This window comes from Kitasatospora albolonga (genome assembly GCA_002082585.1).
GTDB lineage: Bacteria > Actinomycetota > Actinomycetes > Streptomycetales > Streptomycetaceae > Streptomyces > Streptomyces stephensoniae.
In genome coordinates, this window is record CP020563.1 from 6,372,161 (window position 1) to 6,389,744 (window position 17,584).

15 protein-coding genes are annotated in these 17,584 nt (G+C 71.5%); 5 read left to right on the forward strand and 10 right to left on the reverse strand.

Annotated features, from left to right (window positions below):
- Positions 1-372: 372 nt before the first annotated feature.
- Positions 373-1,965: a serine protease gene (locus tag B7C62_28320; GenBank protein ARF75727.1), complete on the reverse strand. Its 1,593-nt coding sequence runs from the start codon at positions 1,963-1,965 to the stop codon at positions 373-375.
- Positions 1,966-2,424: 459 nt separating this feature from the next.
- On the opposite strand from B7C62_28320, the gene B7C62_28325 reads away from it, so the two are divergent.
- Together B7C62_28325 and B7C62_28330 are read left to right on the forward strand one after the other, a co-directional pair.
- Entirely contained in the window at positions 2,425-3,555 is a 1,131-nt protein-coding gene (locus B7C62_28325; GenBank protein ID ARF75728.1) for a recombinase RecA, read from the forward strand.
- A 3-nt stretch (positions 3,556-3,558) separates the two neighbouring features.
- Complete coding sequence (locus tag B7C62_28330) at positions 3,559-4,323, forward strand: recombination regulator RecX (GenBank protein ARF75729.1); 765 nt, start codon at positions 3,559-3,561, stop codon at positions 4,321-4,323.
- A 90-nt stretch (positions 4,324-4,413) separates the two neighbouring features.
- Here the strand turns inward: B7C62_28330 and B7C62_28335 are convergent, their stop codons facing one another.
- From B7C62_28335 to B7C62_28370, 8 genes are all read right to left on the reverse strand, one after another.
- A complete protein-coding gene (locus B7C62_28335; GenBank protein ID ARF75730.1) occupies positions 4,414-5,064 on the reverse strand; it encodes a hypothetical protein in 651 nt (216 codons plus the stop codon).
- Between the two features lie 201 nt (positions 5,065-5,265).
- Positions 5,266-5,694, reverse strand: a complete 429-nt coding sequence (locus B7C62_28340) for a sulfurtransferase (GenBank protein ARF75731.1) — start codon at positions 5,692-5,694, stop codon at positions 5,266-5,268.
- Positions 5,691-6,383, reverse strand: coding sequence for a cysteine dioxygenase (locus B7C62_28345; GenBank protein ARF75732.1), 693 nt, complete (start codon positions 6,381-6,383; stop codon positions 5,691-5,693). Before B7C62_28345 ends, B7C62_28340 begins: the two co-directional genes overlap by 4 nt.
- Before the next feature lie 192 nt (positions 6,384-6,575).
- Positions 6,576-8,444: a monooxygenase gene (locus tag B7C62_28350; protein ARF75733.1), complete on the reverse strand. Its 1,869-nt coding sequence runs from the start codon at positions 8,442-8,444 to the stop codon at positions 6,576-6,578.
- 166 nt (positions 8,445-8,610) lie between these two features.
- Positions 8,611-9,564, reverse strand: a complete 954-nt coding sequence (locus tag B7C62_28355) for an amino acid ABC transporter permease (GenBank protein ID ARF75734.1) — start codon at positions 9,562-9,564, stop codon at positions 8,611-8,613.
- Positions 9,561-10,208 (reverse strand): amino acid ABC transporter permease, encoded by a 648-nt coding sequence (locus B7C62_28360; protein ID ARF75735.1) that lies wholly within the window; start codon positions 10,206-10,208, stop codon positions 9,561-9,563. Before B7C62_28360 ends, B7C62_28355 begins: the two co-directional genes overlap by 4 nt.
- Before the next feature lie 152 nt (positions 10,209-10,360).
- Entirely contained in the window at positions 10,361-11,281 is a 921-nt protein-coding gene (locus tag B7C62_28365; GenBank protein ARF75736.1) for an ABC transporter substrate-binding protein, read from the reverse strand.
- Positions 11,282-11,386: 105 nt separating this feature from the next.
- Positions 11,387-12,172, reverse strand: a complete 786-nt coding sequence (locus B7C62_28370; GenBank protein ID ARF75737.1) for a glutamate ABC transporter ATP-binding protein — start codon at positions 12,170-12,172, stop codon at positions 11,387-11,389.
- A gap of 407 nt (positions 12,173-12,579) precedes the next feature.
- Between B7C62_28370 and B7C62_28375 the strand changes: the two genes are divergently transcribed.
- Both B7C62_28375 and B7C62_28380 read left to right on the forward strand, forming a co-directional pair.
- Positions 12,580-13,272 (forward strand): DNA-binding response regulator, encoded by a 693-nt coding sequence (locus B7C62_28375; protein ARF75738.1) that lies wholly within the window; start codon positions 12,580-12,582, stop codon positions 13,270-13,272.
- Positions 13,273-13,290: 18 nt separating this feature from the next.
- Positions 13,291-14,688, forward strand: a complete 1,398-nt coding sequence (locus B7C62_28380) for a histidine kinase (protein ARF75739.1) — start codon at positions 13,291-13,293, stop codon at positions 14,686-14,688.
- 68 nt (positions 14,689-14,756) lie between these two features.
- Here the strand turns inward: B7C62_28380 and B7C62_28385 are convergent, their stop codons facing one another.
- Positions 14,757-15,755: a hypothetical protein gene (locus tag B7C62_28385; protein ID ARF75740.1), complete on the reverse strand. Its 999-nt coding sequence runs from the start codon at positions 15,753-15,755 to the stop codon at positions 14,757-14,759.
- A 101-nt stretch (positions 15,756-15,856) separates the two neighbouring features.
- Between B7C62_28385 and B7C62_28390 the strand changes: the two genes are divergently transcribed.
- Complete coding sequence (locus B7C62_28390; protein ID ARF75741.1) at positions 15,857-17,377, forward strand: tRNA (N6-isopentenyl adenosine(37)-C2)-methylthiotransferase MiaB; 1,521 nt, start codon at positions 15,857-15,859, stop codon at positions 17,375-17,377.
- Positions 17,378-17,584 lie beyond the last annotated feature (207 nt).

Consider the following 17,584-nt stretch of genomic DNA (forward strand, 5'->3'; position numbering starts at 1 on the left):
GCCCGGGGTCGAGGTCGGCGGGTCGGCGATCACGGCTTCCTTCCGCACCCGTGGGCAGCGTCGGCAGCACGGGCGGGCCGCTCGGCCGGACCGCCCGGCGGCCTCATGATGGCTCCTCGCGACGGCCGTGGAAAGAGGAGTGACGCCTGCGGCGCGTGTGCGGGCGCCGCAGACGCCCCCCGTCCGGCCGGTGAGGTTCGCGGAGAGGTCCCACCGGCCGGTTGTGCCGGTGATCCACCAGGGTTCGTCCGGGACGTGGATCACCGGCAGTTCGGTGGGGTGTTCCGGGAGTCCGGAGGGGCGCTCCCAGGGGTTCCCAGGAGCAAGCCGGTACTTCCCGGCACTTCGGGAGCGCTCCCGGCCCGGCCCCCGTCAGAACTTCAGCGACCAGGAGTTCAGCGTGCCGGTGTCGTTGACCCAGTTGTCGCTCACCCGCAGCTTCCAGGTGCCGTTGGCGGGTTTGGCGGAGGCGTTCACGGTGAAGGTCCCGCGCACGTCGTCGGCGCTGTCGTTGGCGTTGTAGTCCTTGAGCCGGAAGACACCGCCGTCGGGGGCGACGAGGTCGACCCGCAGGTCACCGCGGAAGGTGTGCCGGATGTCGACCGTGACGGAGAGCGTCGCGGGCGCGTTGCCCGTGATGCCGCTCACGGCGATGGGCGACTCGACGGTCGCGTTGTCGCGGATCGGGTAGCCGGTGGTGTTCTCGAAGGTCCTGCCCGAGGGCGGCGGCGTGGTGTCGCCGTCGTTCGGGACGTACAGCAGGCGGTTGGGCGAACCGGTCCTCGCGTCCGTCACCTTGTTCGGGGTGGCGTCGGCGATCAGCCGGTCGTGGACCTGCTTGGGCGTCCAGGACGGGTTGGCGGAGAGCAGCAGGGCCGCGGCGCCCGCCACGTGCGGGGCGGCCATCGAGGTGCCGCCGTCGGAGCGGGAGCCGGTGTCGTTGAGGTGGGAGGCGGAGACGACGTCGGAGCCGGGGCCGAACAGGTCCAGGCAGGTGCCGTGGTTGGAGGACTTGCCGCTCGGCCAGATCGACCGGGCGTCACGGCTGTCGGTGGCGCCGACCGTCACCGCGCTCGGCACGGCCGCCGGAGAGGTGTTGCAGGCGTTGGCCCCGTCGTTCCCGGCGGCGACGACGTAAGTGACGCCGGAGGCGATCGACTTGGCCAGCGCGTCGTCCACCGAGGACGTCCGTCCGCCGCCGATGCTCATGTTCGCGACCGCGGGCTTCACCGCGTTCTTCGTCACCCAGTCGATACCGGCCAGCACCGGGGCCCAGGTGGAGCCGGAGGTGCCCTGGCAGTTCAGGACCCGTACGCCCACCAGCTTCACGGCCTTGGCCACGCCGTAGGTCGCGCCGCCGACCGTGCCCGCCACATGTGTGCCGTGCCCGTTGCAGTCCTGGGCGACGGAATCGTTGTCTATGAAGTCGTAGCCGCTGACCGCCCGGCCGCCGAAGTCCCGGTGCGAGGTGCGTATCCCGGTGTCGAGCACATAGGCCGTCACATCGGAGGCCGTGTTGGGGTACGTGAACTTCCGGTCGCCCGGCAGGTCGCGCTGGTCGATGCGGTCCAGGCCCCAGGTCGGGTCGTTCTGGGTGCCCAGGGCGTACGCGACCCCGTCGGCCTCCACGCGGGCTATGGATGGGTCGGCGGCCAGCCGCCTGGCCTGCTCCTCGTCCAGCTTCACGGAGAACCCGCGCAGCGCGGCGGTGTAGGTGTGGCCGATCTTCCCGCCGTGCCGTCCGGCCAGGGACTTCGCCACCTTGCCGACATCCGCCCGCGCCACCGAGTCCTTGAAGGTGACGATGTACGAGCCCGCCACCGCGCCCGCGCGGTCGGCGCCCAGGATGCGGCCTTCGGCGGGCGGGGGCGTGGGCGCCGCCCCGGCCGTACCGGCACCGGCGATCAGTGCGCCGACGGCACACGCGGCAGCGGCGACACGCCACACCGCAGCTTGAGACACCATGCGATTCCTCCTGAGGGGTTGGCCGGACCGGCTCGGGTCCGGCGGGGCCCGCGCACGGCGGACACCAGGCGCGGGCGAAGGAAGGAGCACGGCGGAGGCTCCGGACGATGGGGTGTCGACCTCGTACGGCGGATGCCGATCGTTGGGGGGCCGGCAGATGCACGAGGGCGGAGCCACCGCCGCCTCAGGAAGAATCGAGGCAGGGGGTCGGGTCGAACAATGCGTAGGTGTACCCAACCGTTCCGGCCCGGCCGGACCCAGGGTCGTCCGACCGCTCCGCCCCGCGTGGTGCGCTTGACACCAAAATCGAACATCCATTCTCATGGATTTCGGCCGGGTTTTTCCGGGCCCGACCGTGGAGTTGTCCACAGGCCGGGAGGACGTCGAGGCCCATTGTCAGTGGCAGGGGTTAGCGTCTTTGACGTGAAGCGATCGACTCAAGCAAATCGGGTGGAACCCATGGCAGGAACCGACCGCGAGAAGGCGTTGGACGCCGCACTCGCACAGATTGAACGACAGTTCGGCAAGGGCGCGGTGATGCGCCTCGGCGAGCGGCCCAACGAGCCCGTCGAGGTCATCCCCACGGGATCGACCGCCCTCGATGTCGCCCTCGGCGTCGGCGGCCTGCCGCGCGGCCGTGTGGTGGAGGTGTACGGGCCGGAGTCCTCCGGCAAGACGACGCTGACGCTGCACGCCGTGGCGAACGCGCAGAAGGCCGGCGGCTCGGTGGCGTTCATCGACGCCGAGCACGCCCTCGACCCCGAGTACGCCAAGAAGCTCGGCGTCGACATCGAGAACCTCATCCTGTCCCAGCCGGACAACGGTGAGCAGGCGCTCGAGATCACCGACATGCTGGTCCGCTCCGGCGCCCTGGACCTGATCGTCATCGACTCCGTCGCGGCCTTGGTGCCCCGTGCGGAGATCGAGGGCGAGATGGGCGACTCGCACGTGGGTCTCCAGGCCCGTCTGATGAGCCAGGCCCTCCGCAAGATCACCAGCGCGCTCAACCAGTCCAAGACCACGGCCATCTTCATCAACCAGCTCCGCGAGAAGATCGGCGTGATGTTCGGCTCCCCGGAGACCACGACCGGTGGCCGGGCGCTGAAGTTCTACGCCTCGGTGCGCCTGGACATCCGCCGGATCGAGACGCTCAAGGACGGCACCGACGCCGTCGGCAACCGCACCCGCGTCAAGGTCGTCAAGAACAAGGTCGCCCCGCCCTTCAAGCAGGCCGAGTTCGACATCCTCTACGGCCAGGGCATCAGCCGCGAGGGCGGGCTGATCGACATGGGCGTGGAGCACGGCTTCGTCCGCAAGGCCGGCGCCTGGTACACGTACGAGGGCGACCAGCTCGGCCAGGGCAAGGAGAACGCCCGCAACTTCCTCAAGGACAACCCCGATCTCGCCAACGAGATCGAGAAGAAGATCCTGGAGAAGCTGGGTGTCGGCGTCCGGCCGGACGCCGAGTCCGCCGAGCCGGGCGCGGAAGGAGCGGCGGCCGCCGGAGCGACGGCGGACGGTGCGGCGAAGCCGGTGACCGCCACGGCCACCAAGGCGAAGTCGGCCAAGACCGCGGCGGCCAAGAGCTAGGCCGTGACGCGTCGTACGGAGTGGCCGGACGGCCCCATGGAGCCCGGCGCCGGCCCCGAATCCGACGGCGGGCCCCCCGAAGGGTCCGCCTCCGGGCCGGGGGCCGGTCGCGGGGCACGGCCCGGACGCCGCTCGTACGGGGGCACGGGCGCCGGGTTCGGCGAAGGGGCGGGCCGCCGTGCCCGCTCCGGCACCAGGAGCAGCGGTTCCCCCTCCTCGTCGAGGGCCGAGCGGGGGGAGCCGCGTGACCAGCGGGACCAGGGGGAGTCCCGCGACCCGGTCGAGCAGGCGCGCAACATCTGTCTGCGCCTGCTCACCGGGACACCGAGAACGCGCAAGCAGCTCGCGGACGCCCTGCGCAAGCGGGAGATCCCGGACGAGGCCGCCGAGGAAGTCCTCGCGCGCTTCGAGGATGTCGGACTGATCGATGACGCGGCCTTCGCCGGGGCATGGGTGGAGTCCCGGCACCACGGCCGGGGGCTCGCCCGCCGCGCCCTCGCCCGTGAGCTGCGTACGAAGGGCGTCGACCCGTCCGTGATCGACGACGCGGTCGGCCGGCTCGACGCCGACCGGGAGGAGGAGACGGCCCGGGAGCTGGTGGCCCGCAAGCTCCGCTCCACCCGGGGCCTGGACCGCGACAAGCGGCTGCGCCGTCTGGCCGGGATGCTCGCCCGCAAGGGGTACGGGGAGGGCATGGCCCTGCGGGTGGTGCGCCAGGCGCTGGAGGAGGAGGGCGAGGACACGGAGGGTCTGGACGAGCCGTTCTGAGGGGGCGTTCCAGGGGGCTTCTCCTGGGGGGAGCCTTTCCGAGGAGGAAGGCGGTGCGGTGCGGCGGGGGAGCGGCCGGGGCTCCGCCGGTCAGTGTCCGGCCAGGGCGGCGCGGCGGGCGGCGCGGTCGACGAGGGCCAGCGCGTCCGCGGCGGTGCGGCCCGGGAGGCGGTTCCAGGGGCCGATCAATCCTGGCCACCCCTGGGCGCGGAGCTCGGTGATCAGCCAGGCACCGGCCCGGTCCACGGTGGCGGGGGAGCCGTAGCCGAGCCGGTGCGCCGTGAGCAGGGCGCCACAGACGCAGCGGGCGCCACGGGCGTTGCGCAGCCGGTACGGGGTGTTCTGCCAGCCCCACTCCACCAGAATCCGCCGTGCGTAGCCTAGGTGGACGGAGGGCCTCACATCGGCCTGTCCGACCCGCCGCCAGGCATGGACACGGTCGGGCAGTACGGCCCCCAGCCGGCCGGGGAGCGGGCGCTCGGCCGGAGGAGCCGCAGGCAGCGCCCGCAGCGAGTCGTCGATGAGCCGGTCGACCGGGACGGACAGCAGGCTCCGCCAGTCGGCAGGGCCGTCCGGTGCCGACGCCGGGAGCTGCGCGGGAGCCGCCTCCGTGCGTACCGCCGCGGAGGGTTCGGGGGCGCTGCTTTCCCACCCCGAGACGATCTGCTGCCACGCCTGTGTGTCGTGCAGCCGGGACGCCTGGGCGTCGAGCTGGTCGGGGGTGAGGGCAGTGATCGCCATAAGTGCGTCATCTCCGTACATTTCGACCTCGGTATGAGGCGAATGTCGGTCGCGCACGGCGATGGCTCTACTGGAATGCGGCGTTCGGGTGTGTCTCGCTCAGAAATGGACCTGAGGAAGGAACTTCAGAGGTGAGCGGGGAGTGAGGGAGGGGGCGGCCACGTCACGCCCGTGGCCGCCCCCTCCCTCGCCAGCCGGGCATCAGCTGTCGGCCTCGGCGGCCGGGAGTACCGGGAGTCCCGCCGAGCGCCAAGCCTGGAAGCCGCCGATCAGATCGGTGGACCGGTGCAGTCCGAGTTGGCGCAGCGATGCCACCGCGAGGCTGGAGGCGTACCCCTCGTTGCAGATGACGACCACCGGCAGATCGTGGCTCACCGCCTCGGCGGCACGGTGGCTGCCCTGCGGATCGAGCCGCCACTCCAGTTCGTTGCGCTCCACGACGAGCGCGCCGGGGATGAGCCCGTCCCGGTCCCGGAGGGCCGCGTAGCGGATGTCCACCAGCAGCGCCCCCTCCGTCGCGGCCTCGGCGGCCTCGTGCGGGCCGATCCGGTCGTAACCGGCCCGGACCCGCTCCAGCAGCTCGTCGATCCCCACGCGTTCGCCCCCGCCCTCGCCCCTGTGACCGCTCACTGCCAGTCCTCCGGGCGTTCGGTCTGCTCCAGGCGGAGCACCGCACCGGTACGGCTGAACCTGCGGATCAGCGGCAGCGGCGGGTAGTACGCGTGGACGGAGACGGCGTGCACGCTGTCGGACTCGTTCAGGACCTCGTGCACGTGGTTCTGCCCGAAGGCCCGCCCCTGACCGGCCGCCAGCTCCCGTGACCGGTCCACCCCGTCGTTCAGCTCCAGGGTCTTCCAGCCGTCGGTGGGCAGCCGCACCGCCAGTGAGTGCTCCTTGAGGGTGCCCGCCGCAGTGGTGAAGGCGCCGACCGAGTCGGCGTGGTCGTGCCAGCCCGTCCCGGACCCCGGAGGCCAGCCGATCAGCCATGCCTCGCTGCCGCCGGGCCCCTCGAGCCGGACCCAGGTGCGGCCCTCCGGATCGAGGGGGAGGGAGGCGATGAGGTCGAGGTCCTCCGCGGTGCGGCGTACGAAGTCGAGCAGCTCCGCGACCGTCGGACCGGAGGCGGCGGCACGGGCGGAGCCGACCCGCGCGGAAACAACGGGACCGGACACAGCCGAAGCACCGGACGCGGCTGAAGTAGCTGAAGTACCGGACGCAGCCGGAACGCCACCGGGCGCAACCGGGGCGCCCGCCCCGGCCGGAGCAGTGGGCGAGGGTACGGGGGCAGCCGTGGGTACGGCGGGGGAGGGGGAAGACACAGGGACCGTCCTGAGGGTTCGCGCGAGATCCCGGCCGTGCGGAGAACAGCACGGACCGGCAGAAGAGGGCGATTCAGCAGGACGGACGACACACGCAGCCCGCGTAACGGACGAGGTCCATATGGACCCTCCGCCACAGGCGCACATCGGTGTCGGTCATGATCTGGAGTACACCATGTGCGCCCGTGACGGTCAATTGATCCCGGCGGTCCGGTCGGCGTGAACCCGGTCGCGCGGCTCCTGTGCGCGCGCCGCCCCCCGCCCGCCTCCGCGCCCCTTCCCGTCGCCGCGCTTCTTCCCGGACCCGCTCCCCGCCCCGCTCCCCGCGCCGTCCGGAGCCGTACCCTTCGGATCGGCGGCCCCCGGAGCCGTACCGTCCGGAGCCGTGTCCTCCGCCGTCGCCCCCCGGTGGCCCCCGCCCAGGGCCGCCCGCGCCGCCGTGAGCAGCTCCGCGGGCCGTACGCCCGCGAAGGCGGCCACCAGGTGCCCGTCGGGCCGTACCAGCAGGACGGTGTGGGCCGACGCGCCCGGGTAGCTCTCCGTGACCAGCAGTTCCGCCGTGACCGGCAGCGCCTCCACGGCGTCCACCAGGCGCGGCATGATGCCGGCGGTCAGCCAGTGCCGCCGGTCCCACACCCCGGTCCCGGGCGCCACCAGGATCACCAGCGGATGCCCCTGCCCGAGCCGCTCCCGGAGCCGTACCGCCGTGCCGTCCGGTGCCGTCACCCGTACATCGGCGACCGGCGCACCGGGGGGCGTACCCACCGTCGTGTGCGCCTCGGTGTGCGGTGGTGCGAGGGGGGAGTGCGAGTACGAAGGGGGCGCACCCAGGGCGCCGCGGCCCAGGTGGCCGTCGGCGAGCAGGGTGTCATGGCCCCGGACGGCGCCCGGGACCAGCGTCCGCAGCCCTCCGCCGCCCCGCAGTATCGGCAGGGACTGGTCGGCGGCGCGCAGCCGGGCGGCCACCGCTGCCCGGCGTTCGGCCTGGTAGCTGTCGAGCAGCAGGTCGGCGCCGCCGTGGTGCCAGGCGTGGGCGAGCTTCCAGGCCAGGTTCTCGGCGTCCCGGATGCCCTCGTCCAGGCCCTGGGTGCCGAGCGCCCCCAGCAGATGCGCCGCGTCGCCCGCCAGGAAGGCCCGCCGCACCCGCCAGCGCCGGGCGAGGCGGTGGTGCAGCGTGTGGACGCCGGTGTCGAGGAGCTCGTACGGCGGGGTCTCGCCGCACCAGCCGGCCAGGGTGTCCCGGACCCGGGTGATCAGGGCGTCCGGGGTGACCAGCTCACCGCGCGGCGGGAGCAGCCAGTCCAGCCGCCAGACCCCGTCCGGCAGCGGCCGGGCCCCGACCTCGGCGCCCCCGGTGCGCCACGGCGGCTGCCGGTGCAGCACGGCCTCGCCCGGCCAGGGCAGTTCGGCCCGCAGCGCGGCGACGGCGTGCCGCTCCACCGCCGTACGGCCGGGGAACCTGATGTCCAGCAGCTTGCGCACGGTCGACCGGGCACCGTCGCAGCCGACCAGGTAGCTGCCCCGCCACCAGGTCGAACGGGGCTCCTTGGTGTGGACCGTGACGCCGTCGGGGTCCTGCTCCAGGGTGTCGACGCGGCTGAGCGGGACCAGCTTCACCAGCGGCGCCGCCGCGACCGCCGCGCGCAGGGCCTCCGCCAGCGAGTGCTGCGGGATGTGGAGGGGCGCCGGGAGGAGCGGGGCGTCGTCGTCACCGAAACCGCCGGAGTCACTGAACCCACGGGAGCCACCGAAGCCACCGGCGTCCCCGGAACCGTCACCGAAGCCCCCGGACCCCGTCCCCAGCGGCACGTCACGGACCAGCTGCTTCCGGCGCATCGAGCGCCAGCCGCTCCACCGCAGCCCGTCCTTCTCCAGGGGGGCGGCGCCGAGGCGCGCCACGAGGTCGGCGGTGTCCTCACGCAGCACGACCGTGCGGGCGAGACGTGCTTCCTCCGTCCCGGGCCCCTCGTCGAGGAGCACGCTCGGGACGCCCTGGGCGGCCAGGGCCAGCGACAGCGTCAGACCGACGGGTCCGGCGCCGACGACGATCACCGGGTCCACGGCGCGTCTCCTCCGGCCCGTACGGTCAAGCGGAACGTGGCAGTCGAAGCCGGGTGCGTGATCACAGAACGTATGCAACCCATTGGGGGTGCTTGCGTCAAGTGACCGAGGCAGCGACGCGTGCGCCGCTGCCTCGAATGCTTCCGCCGGGAGAGACCGGTGAGGGTCAGTCCTTCGCCACTCCGGCCCCACCGGCACCGTCGGTCGCGGCGCCTGCGCCCCCTGCGCCCCCCGCACCGTCGGCGTTCGTGCCGAACGTGCCGGCCGTCGCGTCGATGGTCCCGGGGGCCTGGACGGCCGGCGCTACCGCGATGCCGGTCTTGGCGCGGCGGCCGCGCTTCTCGATCCAGGTGGCCAGCGACGAGAGCAGCAGACAGAGCACGATGTAGATCGTGCCGATGACGGCGATCGTCGAGACGTACGGGTACTGGCCGTTCACCTGCGTGTTGGAGGCGATCAGCCGCGCGGTCTGGAGCAGCTCCGGGTACAGGATGATGAAGCCGAGCGAGGTGTCCTTGAGGGTCACCACGAGCTGGCTGATGATCGTCGGCAGCATCGACCGGATGGCCTGCGGCATCAGGACGGTGACCATGACCTGCGTCTTGCTCATGCCGAGCGCGTACGCGGCCTCGCTCTGGCCCCGGGGAACGGCGTTGACGCCGGCGCGCAGCACCTCGGCCTGGACACAGCCGTTGTAGACGGAGAGACCCGCGGCCAGCGCCCACATCGAGTGGTCGGTGAGGAAGCCGACCCAGATCGCGTAGATCGTGATGAGCAGCGGGAGCGAGCGGAACAGCTCGATGAAGGTGGTCGCCGCCCAGCGGACCGGCTTGTGGTCGGAGAGGCGGCCCACCGCGAGCACCACACCGAGGACGAGCGAGCCGATCGCGGCCAGACCGAACGCCTTGAGGGTGGCGACGAGGGCGTCGGCGATGTTCTGCCGGATGCCCGCGTAGTTGAAGATGTCCCACATCTCGGGGGCCAGATGGCCCTTGTCGGCCAGCCGCAGCACGCTGACGCCGATCAGGGCCGCGATGACGAGGGTGCCGACGACGGCGTAGATCCGGTTGCGGACGACGGCCTTGGGACCCGGGGCGTCGTAGAGAACGCTGGCGCTCATCGGGCGACCTCCATGCGACGCTCCAGCAGCCGGAAGAGGCCGCTGATGGTAAACGTGACGACCAGGTAGCCGAGGGCCACCCAGATGAAGACGGGGATGATCGCGTACCCCTGGTCGCTCATCAGCTTCTGCCAGCCGAAGAGTTCGGTGTTGCTGAAGGCGCCGGCGATCGCGGAGTTCTTGGTGAGCGCGATGAAGATGCTGCTCATCGGCGGGATGACGGTCCGGGTCGCCTGGGGGAACACCACGATGCGCAGGGTCTGGGCGAACGTCATACCGATCGAGCGGGCGGCCTCGGCCTGCCCCAGCGGCACGGTGTTGATGCCGGAGCGGACCGCCTCGCAGACGAACGAGGAGGTGTAGAAGCCGAGGGCCAGCGAGCCGAGGACGAACGGGCTCATCCCCGGGAAGAGGATCTCCGGCACGACGAAGAAGAAGATGAGGAAGAGCAGCGTCAGGGGGGTGTTGCGCATCAGCGTCACCCAGGCCGTGCCGAAGTACCGCAGCGGCGGCACCGGCGAGACCCGGAAACCGGCGATGACGACACCGAGTACCAGGGCGATAACCGAGCTGACGGCGGTGATCGACACGGTTCCTATGAAGCCGTCGCGGAACTCTGGGAAATTGTCGAGCAGTACGTTCATGAGGTCTCCGCGTCGGCGGTCAGCGGCATCAGGGCAGGGGAAGGGGCGCCCCGTACGTCCGCCGTGCCCATGGGGCGGGCGGCGGCGTACGGGACGCCTGAGTCACACGGGGTGCGTCGGTGACGGATATCGGCCGTGGCGGGCCGACGGTGTCAGTAGCGCTCGAGGGCCGGCGGGTCGATGTAGTCCGCGCCGGACAGGCCCAGAGTGGCCTCGTAGATCTTCTTGTACGTGCCGTCCTTGACGCGGTTCTCCAGCGAGGTGTTGATGGCCTCGCGCAGCACCTTGTCGTCCTTGTCCAGGCCGACACCGTAGGGCTCCTCGGTGAACGGCTTGCCGACGACCTTGAGCTTGCCGGAGTTGGCGGCGGCGTAACCCTTGAGGATCGAGTCGTCCGTGGTGACGGCGTCGATCTGCTTGGTCAGCAGCTGCTGCACGCAGTCGGAGTACTTGGCCAGCTCGACGACGCTCGCGCCGTACTCGGGCTTCTTGATCTCCTGGAGCGGCGTGGAACCGACGATCGAGCAGACCTTCTTGCCCTTCACCGAGTCCTTGCCGGTGATCGAGTCGTCGTCCTTGCGCACCAGGAGGTCCGCGCCGGCCTTGTAGTACGGACCGGCGAAGCCGACCTGCTTCTTGCGCTCGTCGTTGATCGTGTACGTGCCGACGTAGTAGTCGACCTGGGCCTTGGAGATGGCCGTCTCACGGACGCCGGAGTCGACGGTCTTCCACTCGATCTGCTTGTCCGTGAAACCGAGGTCCGCCGCGATCATCTTGGCGATCTCGATGTCGAAGCCGGAGCGCTCCCTGGTCGACTGGTCCTCGAAGCCGAGGTAGGGCTGGTCGGCCTTGGCGCCGATGATCAGCTTGCCGCGCTGCTTCGCATTCTTGAAGACCGGCGAGTCCAGGGTGACGTCCTTGGCGGCGGTGTACGTGGGCAGCGCGGGGGCCTCGGCGCCGTCCTTGCCGCCGCCCGGTTTGTCACCGGCGGACCCCTCCTTGCCACCACACGCGGTCGCGGTCAGGGCGAGGACGGCGATGGCCGCGACGGCGGCCGACTTGCGGAGCTTCATGTGAGTTTCCTTATGCCGTGGGTCGTTGTCGTCAGTCGTCGGACGTCGGTGGTGCCGCCGGATGCCGGTGGTGAAGGCATCGACGCCAGGGGTGAAAGGCCGACGTCAGTGGTGAAGGATCTTCGACAGGAAGTCCTTGGCCCGGTCGCTGCGCGGATTGCTGAAGAACTGCTCGGGCGTGGCCTCTTCGACGATCTTTCCGTCCGCCATGAACACCACGCGGTTGGCGGCCGAACGGGCGAAGCCCATCTCGTGGGTGACGACGATCATCGTCATCCCGTCCCGGGCCAGCTGCTGCATGACCTCGAGAACCTCGTTGATCATCTCCGGGTCGAGAGCCGACGTGGGCTCGTCGAAGAGCATGACCTTCGGGTCCATCGCCAACGCCCGCGCGATCGCGACGCGTTGCTGCTGGCCCCCGGAGAGCTGTGCCGGGTACTTCTCGGCCTGCGCCCCGACGCCCACACGGTCGAGCAGGGCCCGGGCCTTCTCCTCCGCGGCCTTCTTGTCCGTCTTGCGGACCTTGACCTGGCCCAGCATGACGTTCTCCAGCACCGTCTTGTGTGCGAAGAGATTGAACGACTGGAAGACCATGCCCACGTCGGCGCGCAGCCGGGCCAGCTCCTTGCCCTCCTGGGGCAGGGGCTTGCCGTCGATCGAGATCGCGCCCGAATCGATCGTCTCCAAGCGGTTGATCGTGCGGCACAGCGTGGACTTCCCGGACCCGGAGGGCCCGATGACAACCACGACCTCGCCACGGGCGATGGTCAGGTCGATGTCCTGGAGCACATGCAGCGCGCCGAAGTGCTTGTTGACGTTGCTCAGTACGACAAGGTCGTCTCCCGCGGGCGCGGCGTCCTCGGCGGCCTTGGTCACTGAAACTCCGCTCATCGGCTTCTTGCTCCGTCCTCCTCGGGTTCCAAGGACACTAATGACGCGGTGCGACCAGCGTCATTACATCTGAGCGGAAATTGAGCATAACGATCCGGCGGCAACCGGACACTCCGCGTGAAGGGGACGCCACGAACGGCGCCGGGGCGTACCGGGTGCATAACGGAAACCCCGCTGTAACCGGCAGCCCCTTGACTGGCATACCGGTCATCGGCGTGGATGCCCTGTGCGGGAAATGAACATGAAGCACCGCTGAACGGAAAGTCTCCCCGGGGACCTTCCACAAGAAGCGGCGCGGAACATCGGATACCGCTCCGTGACGCCGTGCGACGGCGTCATGAACGAGACCGGTTACGTCAATGGGTCCGGGCGGTACCCCACGGCCCGGGGAGACGGAGAGGAGGGCCATGAGACTGCTGCTCGTCGAGGACGACGACCATGTCGCGGCGGCCCTGTCCGCCGTGCTCGCCCGGCACGGGTTCAAGGTCGTGCACGCCCGCAACGGCGAGGAGGCCCTGCGCGCCCTCCTGCCCGCCGAGAAGGAGCCCTTCGGGGTGATCCTCCTCGACCTCGGCCTGCCCGACCAGGACGGCTACGAGGTCTGCGGCAAGATCCGCAAGCGCACCGCGACCCCGGTCATCATGGTGACCGCCCGCGCCGACGTGCGCTCGCGCATCCACGGCCTCAACCTCGGCGCCGACGACTACGTCGTGAAGCCCTACGACACCGGCGAACTGCTCGCCCGCATCCACGCCGTCGCCCGGCGCACCACCAGCGGCGAGGACACCGCCCCGACCCCCGTCGCCGCCCTGCGCCTGGGGCCCGTACGGATCGAGCTGCCCACCCGGCGCGTCAGCGTCGACGACACCGAAGTCCAGCTCACCCGCAAGGAGTTCGACCTCCTGGCGCTCCTCGCGCAACGCCCCGGCGTGGTCTTCCGCCGGGAACAGATCATCAGCGAGGTCTGGCGCACCAGCTGGGAGGGGACCGGGCGCACGCTGGAGGTGCACGTCGCCTCCCTGCGCTCCAAGCTGCGGCTGCCCGCCCTCATCGAGACCGTGCGGGGCGTCGGCTACCGGCTCGTCCCGCCGTCCGCGTAACGGGCGGGTACGTCCCCGGTGCGCGCCCGTCTCCTTCCGCTGCTCATCACGCTGATGGCGGCCGTCCTGCTCACCCTCGGCCTCCCGCTCGCCGTGAGCGTGGCCGCCGCCGAGCAGCAGCGCCTGGTCATCGACCGGATCGACGACACCGCCCGCTTCGCTGCCCTCGCCCAGTCCATCACCGACACCGTCCCGGCCAACGACGAGCGCCGTCAGACGCTCGCCACCGACCTGGAGGTCTACGCCGCGGTCTACGGCATCCGGGCCGGTATCTTCCACCGCAACGACCAGGCCCTGGCGAAGGCGCCGCAGACCTGGACGCTGCCCGAGACGGGGGCGGGGCGCACCGCCTTCAACGAGGCGCTGCTCGGCCGCCGTTCGCACGACCCCCCGCAGGTCTGGCCCTGGCAGCGGGGCCGCGTCGTCGTCGCCTCGCCCGTCGTGCGGGACGGCGACGTCGTCGCCGTGGTCGTCATCGACTCGCCCACCGACGAGATGCGCTCCCGCATCCTCCGGACCTGGCTGCTGATCGCCCTCGGCGAGGCCCTCGCCATGCTGGTCGCGGTCGGTGCCGCCGTCCGGCTCACCGGCTGGGTGCTGCTGCCGGTACGGGTCCTGGACGCGGCCACCCACGACATCGCCGTCGGCCGGATGCGCTCCCGGGTCGCCGCCGCCGGGGGGCCGCCCGAGCTGAGACGTCTGGCCCGGTCCTTCAACGAGATGGCCGACAACGTCGAGGACGTGCTGGAGCAGCAGCGCGCCTTCGTCGCCGACGCCTCCCACCAGCTGCGCAACCCGCTCGCCGCGCTGCTGCTGCGTATCGAGCTCCTCGCCCTGGAGCTGCCCGAGGGCAACGAGGAGATCGCCGCCGTACGCACCGAGGGCAAGCGGCTGGCCCGGGTCCTGGACGACCTCCTCGACCTGGCGCTGGCCGAGCACGCCGAGGCGGACCTCCAGCTGATCGACATCGTCCCGCTGACCGCCGAGCGCGTCGCCTCCTGGCGCCCGATGGCGGACGGCAAGGGCGTGCGCCTGGTCCAGGACGGGGCCCCGGCCGCCACCGCCTGGGCCGACCCCGTCGCCCTCTCCAGCGCGCTGGACGCGGTCATCGACAACGCCCTGAAGTTCACGCCGGCCGGAGAGGACGTACGGGTCACGGTCACCCCGGGAGCCGCCGCGACGACCGTGGTGGTCGCCGACCGGGGGCCCGGCCTCACCGAACAGGAGCTGGAACGCGTCGGGGACCGCTTCTGGCGCTCCACCCGCCACCAGAACGTGAGCGGGTCGGGGCTGGGGCTCTCCATCTCCCGCGTGCTGCTCGCGGCGGGCGGCGGCTCGATCACGTACGAACAGCACGAGCCGCACGGCCTGCGGGTCACCGTCTCGGTGCCGCGCGACCTGCCACCCGTCCCGTGAGGCCCGGGGCGGCGGCCCCGGGGGAGAACAACCGGCTCAGGGCGTGACCGGGCGGCGGTGGTGCCCGGTCAGGGCTTGACCGAGCGGTAGTAGTTCCTCGCGCCCTCGTGCACGTCCAGCGGGTCCGTGTAGATCGCCGTGCGCAGGTCCACCAGCTGCGCCGCGTGCACCTCGCGCCCGATCCGGTCCCGGCTGTTGATCACGGTCCGGGTGAAAGCCTCGGTCATGGCCGGATCGGTACGGTCCGTGGTGATGAGCAGATTGGCGACGGCCACCGTGGGCACCGCCTGGCCCTGCTGGGCGTGGCGGTAGGCGTCGGCGGGCATCAGGGCCGACCGGTAGTAGCGGGCGGAGCCGCCCTGGGACTGGAGCTTCCTGATCAGACCGGCCTCCAGCGGGATCAGCCGCACCGGATAGCGCTCCGACAGCATCTGCACCGCCCCGGTCGGCAGCCCGCCGGACCAGAAGAAGGCGTCGAGCTCCCTGTCGACCAGCCGGTCCGGCATGGTGTCGATCCCCGCCGACACCGCGGTCACATCCCGCGCCGGGTCGATGCCCGCGGCCTTCATGAGCCGGTCCGCGACCAGCCGGACCCCGGAGCCCTCCTGGCCGACGCCGACCCGCTTGCCCCGCAGATCGGCGACCCTGTCGATGTCGGAGCCGCGCGGGACGACCAGCTGGACGTAGTCGTCGTACAGCCGCACCATGCCCCGCAGCCGGTGGGCTCCGGGCTTGCCGTCCCGCAGATAGGTGGCCACGGCGTCGGCGGTGGCGATGGTGAAGTCCGCCTCCCCCGCCGCCACCCGCGCGAGGTTCTGCTGGGACCCCTCGCTGTTGCGGAGCCTTATCGAGACCTCCGGCATGTCCTTGGCAAGGGCGCCTTCCAGCCGTTCCCCGTACCGCTGGTAGACCCCGCTCGGCACCCCCGTGGAGAAGGTCAGCGTCCCGCTCGGGGTCTGTTCGCCCAGAGGAAGGAGCCACCACGCGAGCAGCCCGAGCACGACCGTGAGCGCGGCGCCCGTCTGGAGGGCGAGGCGTCGGCCGGATCGGGAGGGGGCGCGGAGCATGCGCGCGATCCTGCCAGCTCACCGCCGCCCTGACCAGGCCCGGCCGCGAGGGCGGACCGGGCCGGGGGAGGGTGTGCCCGGCAACCGCCTACCCTGGTCACATGAGCAGCGGCAACCGGAGCGAAGCAGTGGACGTCCAGAAGAGCTACGAGGTGCGCACCTACGGGTGCCAGATGAACGTCCACGACTCCGAACGGCTGTCGGGCCTCCTGGAGGACGCCGGTTACGTACGGGCCCCCGAAGGGGCCGACGGCGACGCCGACGTCGTCGTCTTCAACACCTGCGCGGTGCGGGAGAACGCCGACAACAAGCTCTACGGCAACCTCGGCCGCCTCGCCCCGATGAAGACCAGGCGCCCCGGGATGCAGATCGCCGTCGGCGGCTGCCTCGCCCAGAAGGACCGCGACACCATCGTCAAACGCGCCCCCTGGGTGGACGTCGTCTTCGGTACGCACAACATCGGCAAGCTGCCCGTGCTGCTGGAGCGCGCCCGTATCCAGGAGGAGGCGCAGATCGAGATCGCCGAATCCCTGGAGGCGTTCCCCTCCACGCTGCCGACCCGCCGCGAGTCCGCCTACGCCGCGTGGGTCTCCATCTCCGTCGGCTGCAACAACACCTGCACCTTCTGCATCGTCCCGGCGCTGCGCGGCAAGGAGAAGGACCGCCGCACCGGCGACATCCTGGCCGAGATCGAGGCCCTGGTCGCCGAGGGCGTGTCCGAGATCACCCTGCTCGGCCAGAACGTCAACGCGTACGGCTCCGACATCGGCGACCGTGAGGCGTTCTCCAAGCTGCTGCGCGCCTGCGGGAAGATCGAGGGCCTGGAGCGCGTCCGCTTTACCTCGCCGCACCCCCGCGACTTCACCGACGACGTCATCGCCGCCATGGCCGAGACGCCCAATGTGATGCCGCAGCTCCACATGCCGATGCAGTCCGGTTCCGACCGCGTACTGAAGGCGATGCGTCGCTCCTACCGCCAGGAGCGCTTCCTCGGCATCATCGAGAAGGTGCGCGCCGCGATGCCCGACGCCGCCATCTCCACCGACATCATCGTGGGCTTCCCCGGCGAGACCGAGGAGGACTTCGAGCAGACGATGCACGCGGTCCGCGAGGCCCGTTTCGCCAACGCGTTCACCTTCCAGTACTCCAAGCGCCCCGGGACCCCGGCCGCCGACATGGACGGGCAGATCCCCAAGGAGGTCGTGCAGGAGCGGTACATGCGGCTGTCCGCCCTCCAGGAGCAGATCTCCTGGGACGAGAACAAGAAGCAGGTCGGCCGCACCCTGGAGGTCATGGTCGCCGAGGGCGAGGGCCGCAAGGACGGCGCCACCCAGCGCCTCTCCGGCCGGGCCCCCGACAACCGCCTGGTCCACTTCACCCAGCCCGAGCAGCCCGTGCGCCCCGGTGACGTGGTGACCGTCGAGATCACCTACGCCGCCCCGCACCACCTGCTCGCCGAGGGCACCCCGCTCGCGGTACGGGCCACCCGCGCGGGCGACGCCTGGGAGAAGCGCACCACGGCAGCCGCCGCCAAGCCGTCCGGAGTGATGCTCGGCCTCCCCACGATCGGCGCCCCGGCCCCGCTCCCGGCCGCCGCGGCACCGGCCTGCGGGATCGGCTGACCGTACGGGGGCGGCGGGCCGCCGGGCGGGCGGGGGTGGCCGGGTGCGAGGAACGCCGGGCCGGGTGACCGTGAGCGATGGATCGCCAGCCGGGCAGGGTGCCCGAGGGTGACGGACCGCCGGGCCGGGTGACCGGGGGCGATGGATCGCCAGCCGGGTCGGAGTGATCGTGGGCGGCGGGCCGTCGGCCGGGCCGGGGTGGCGCGA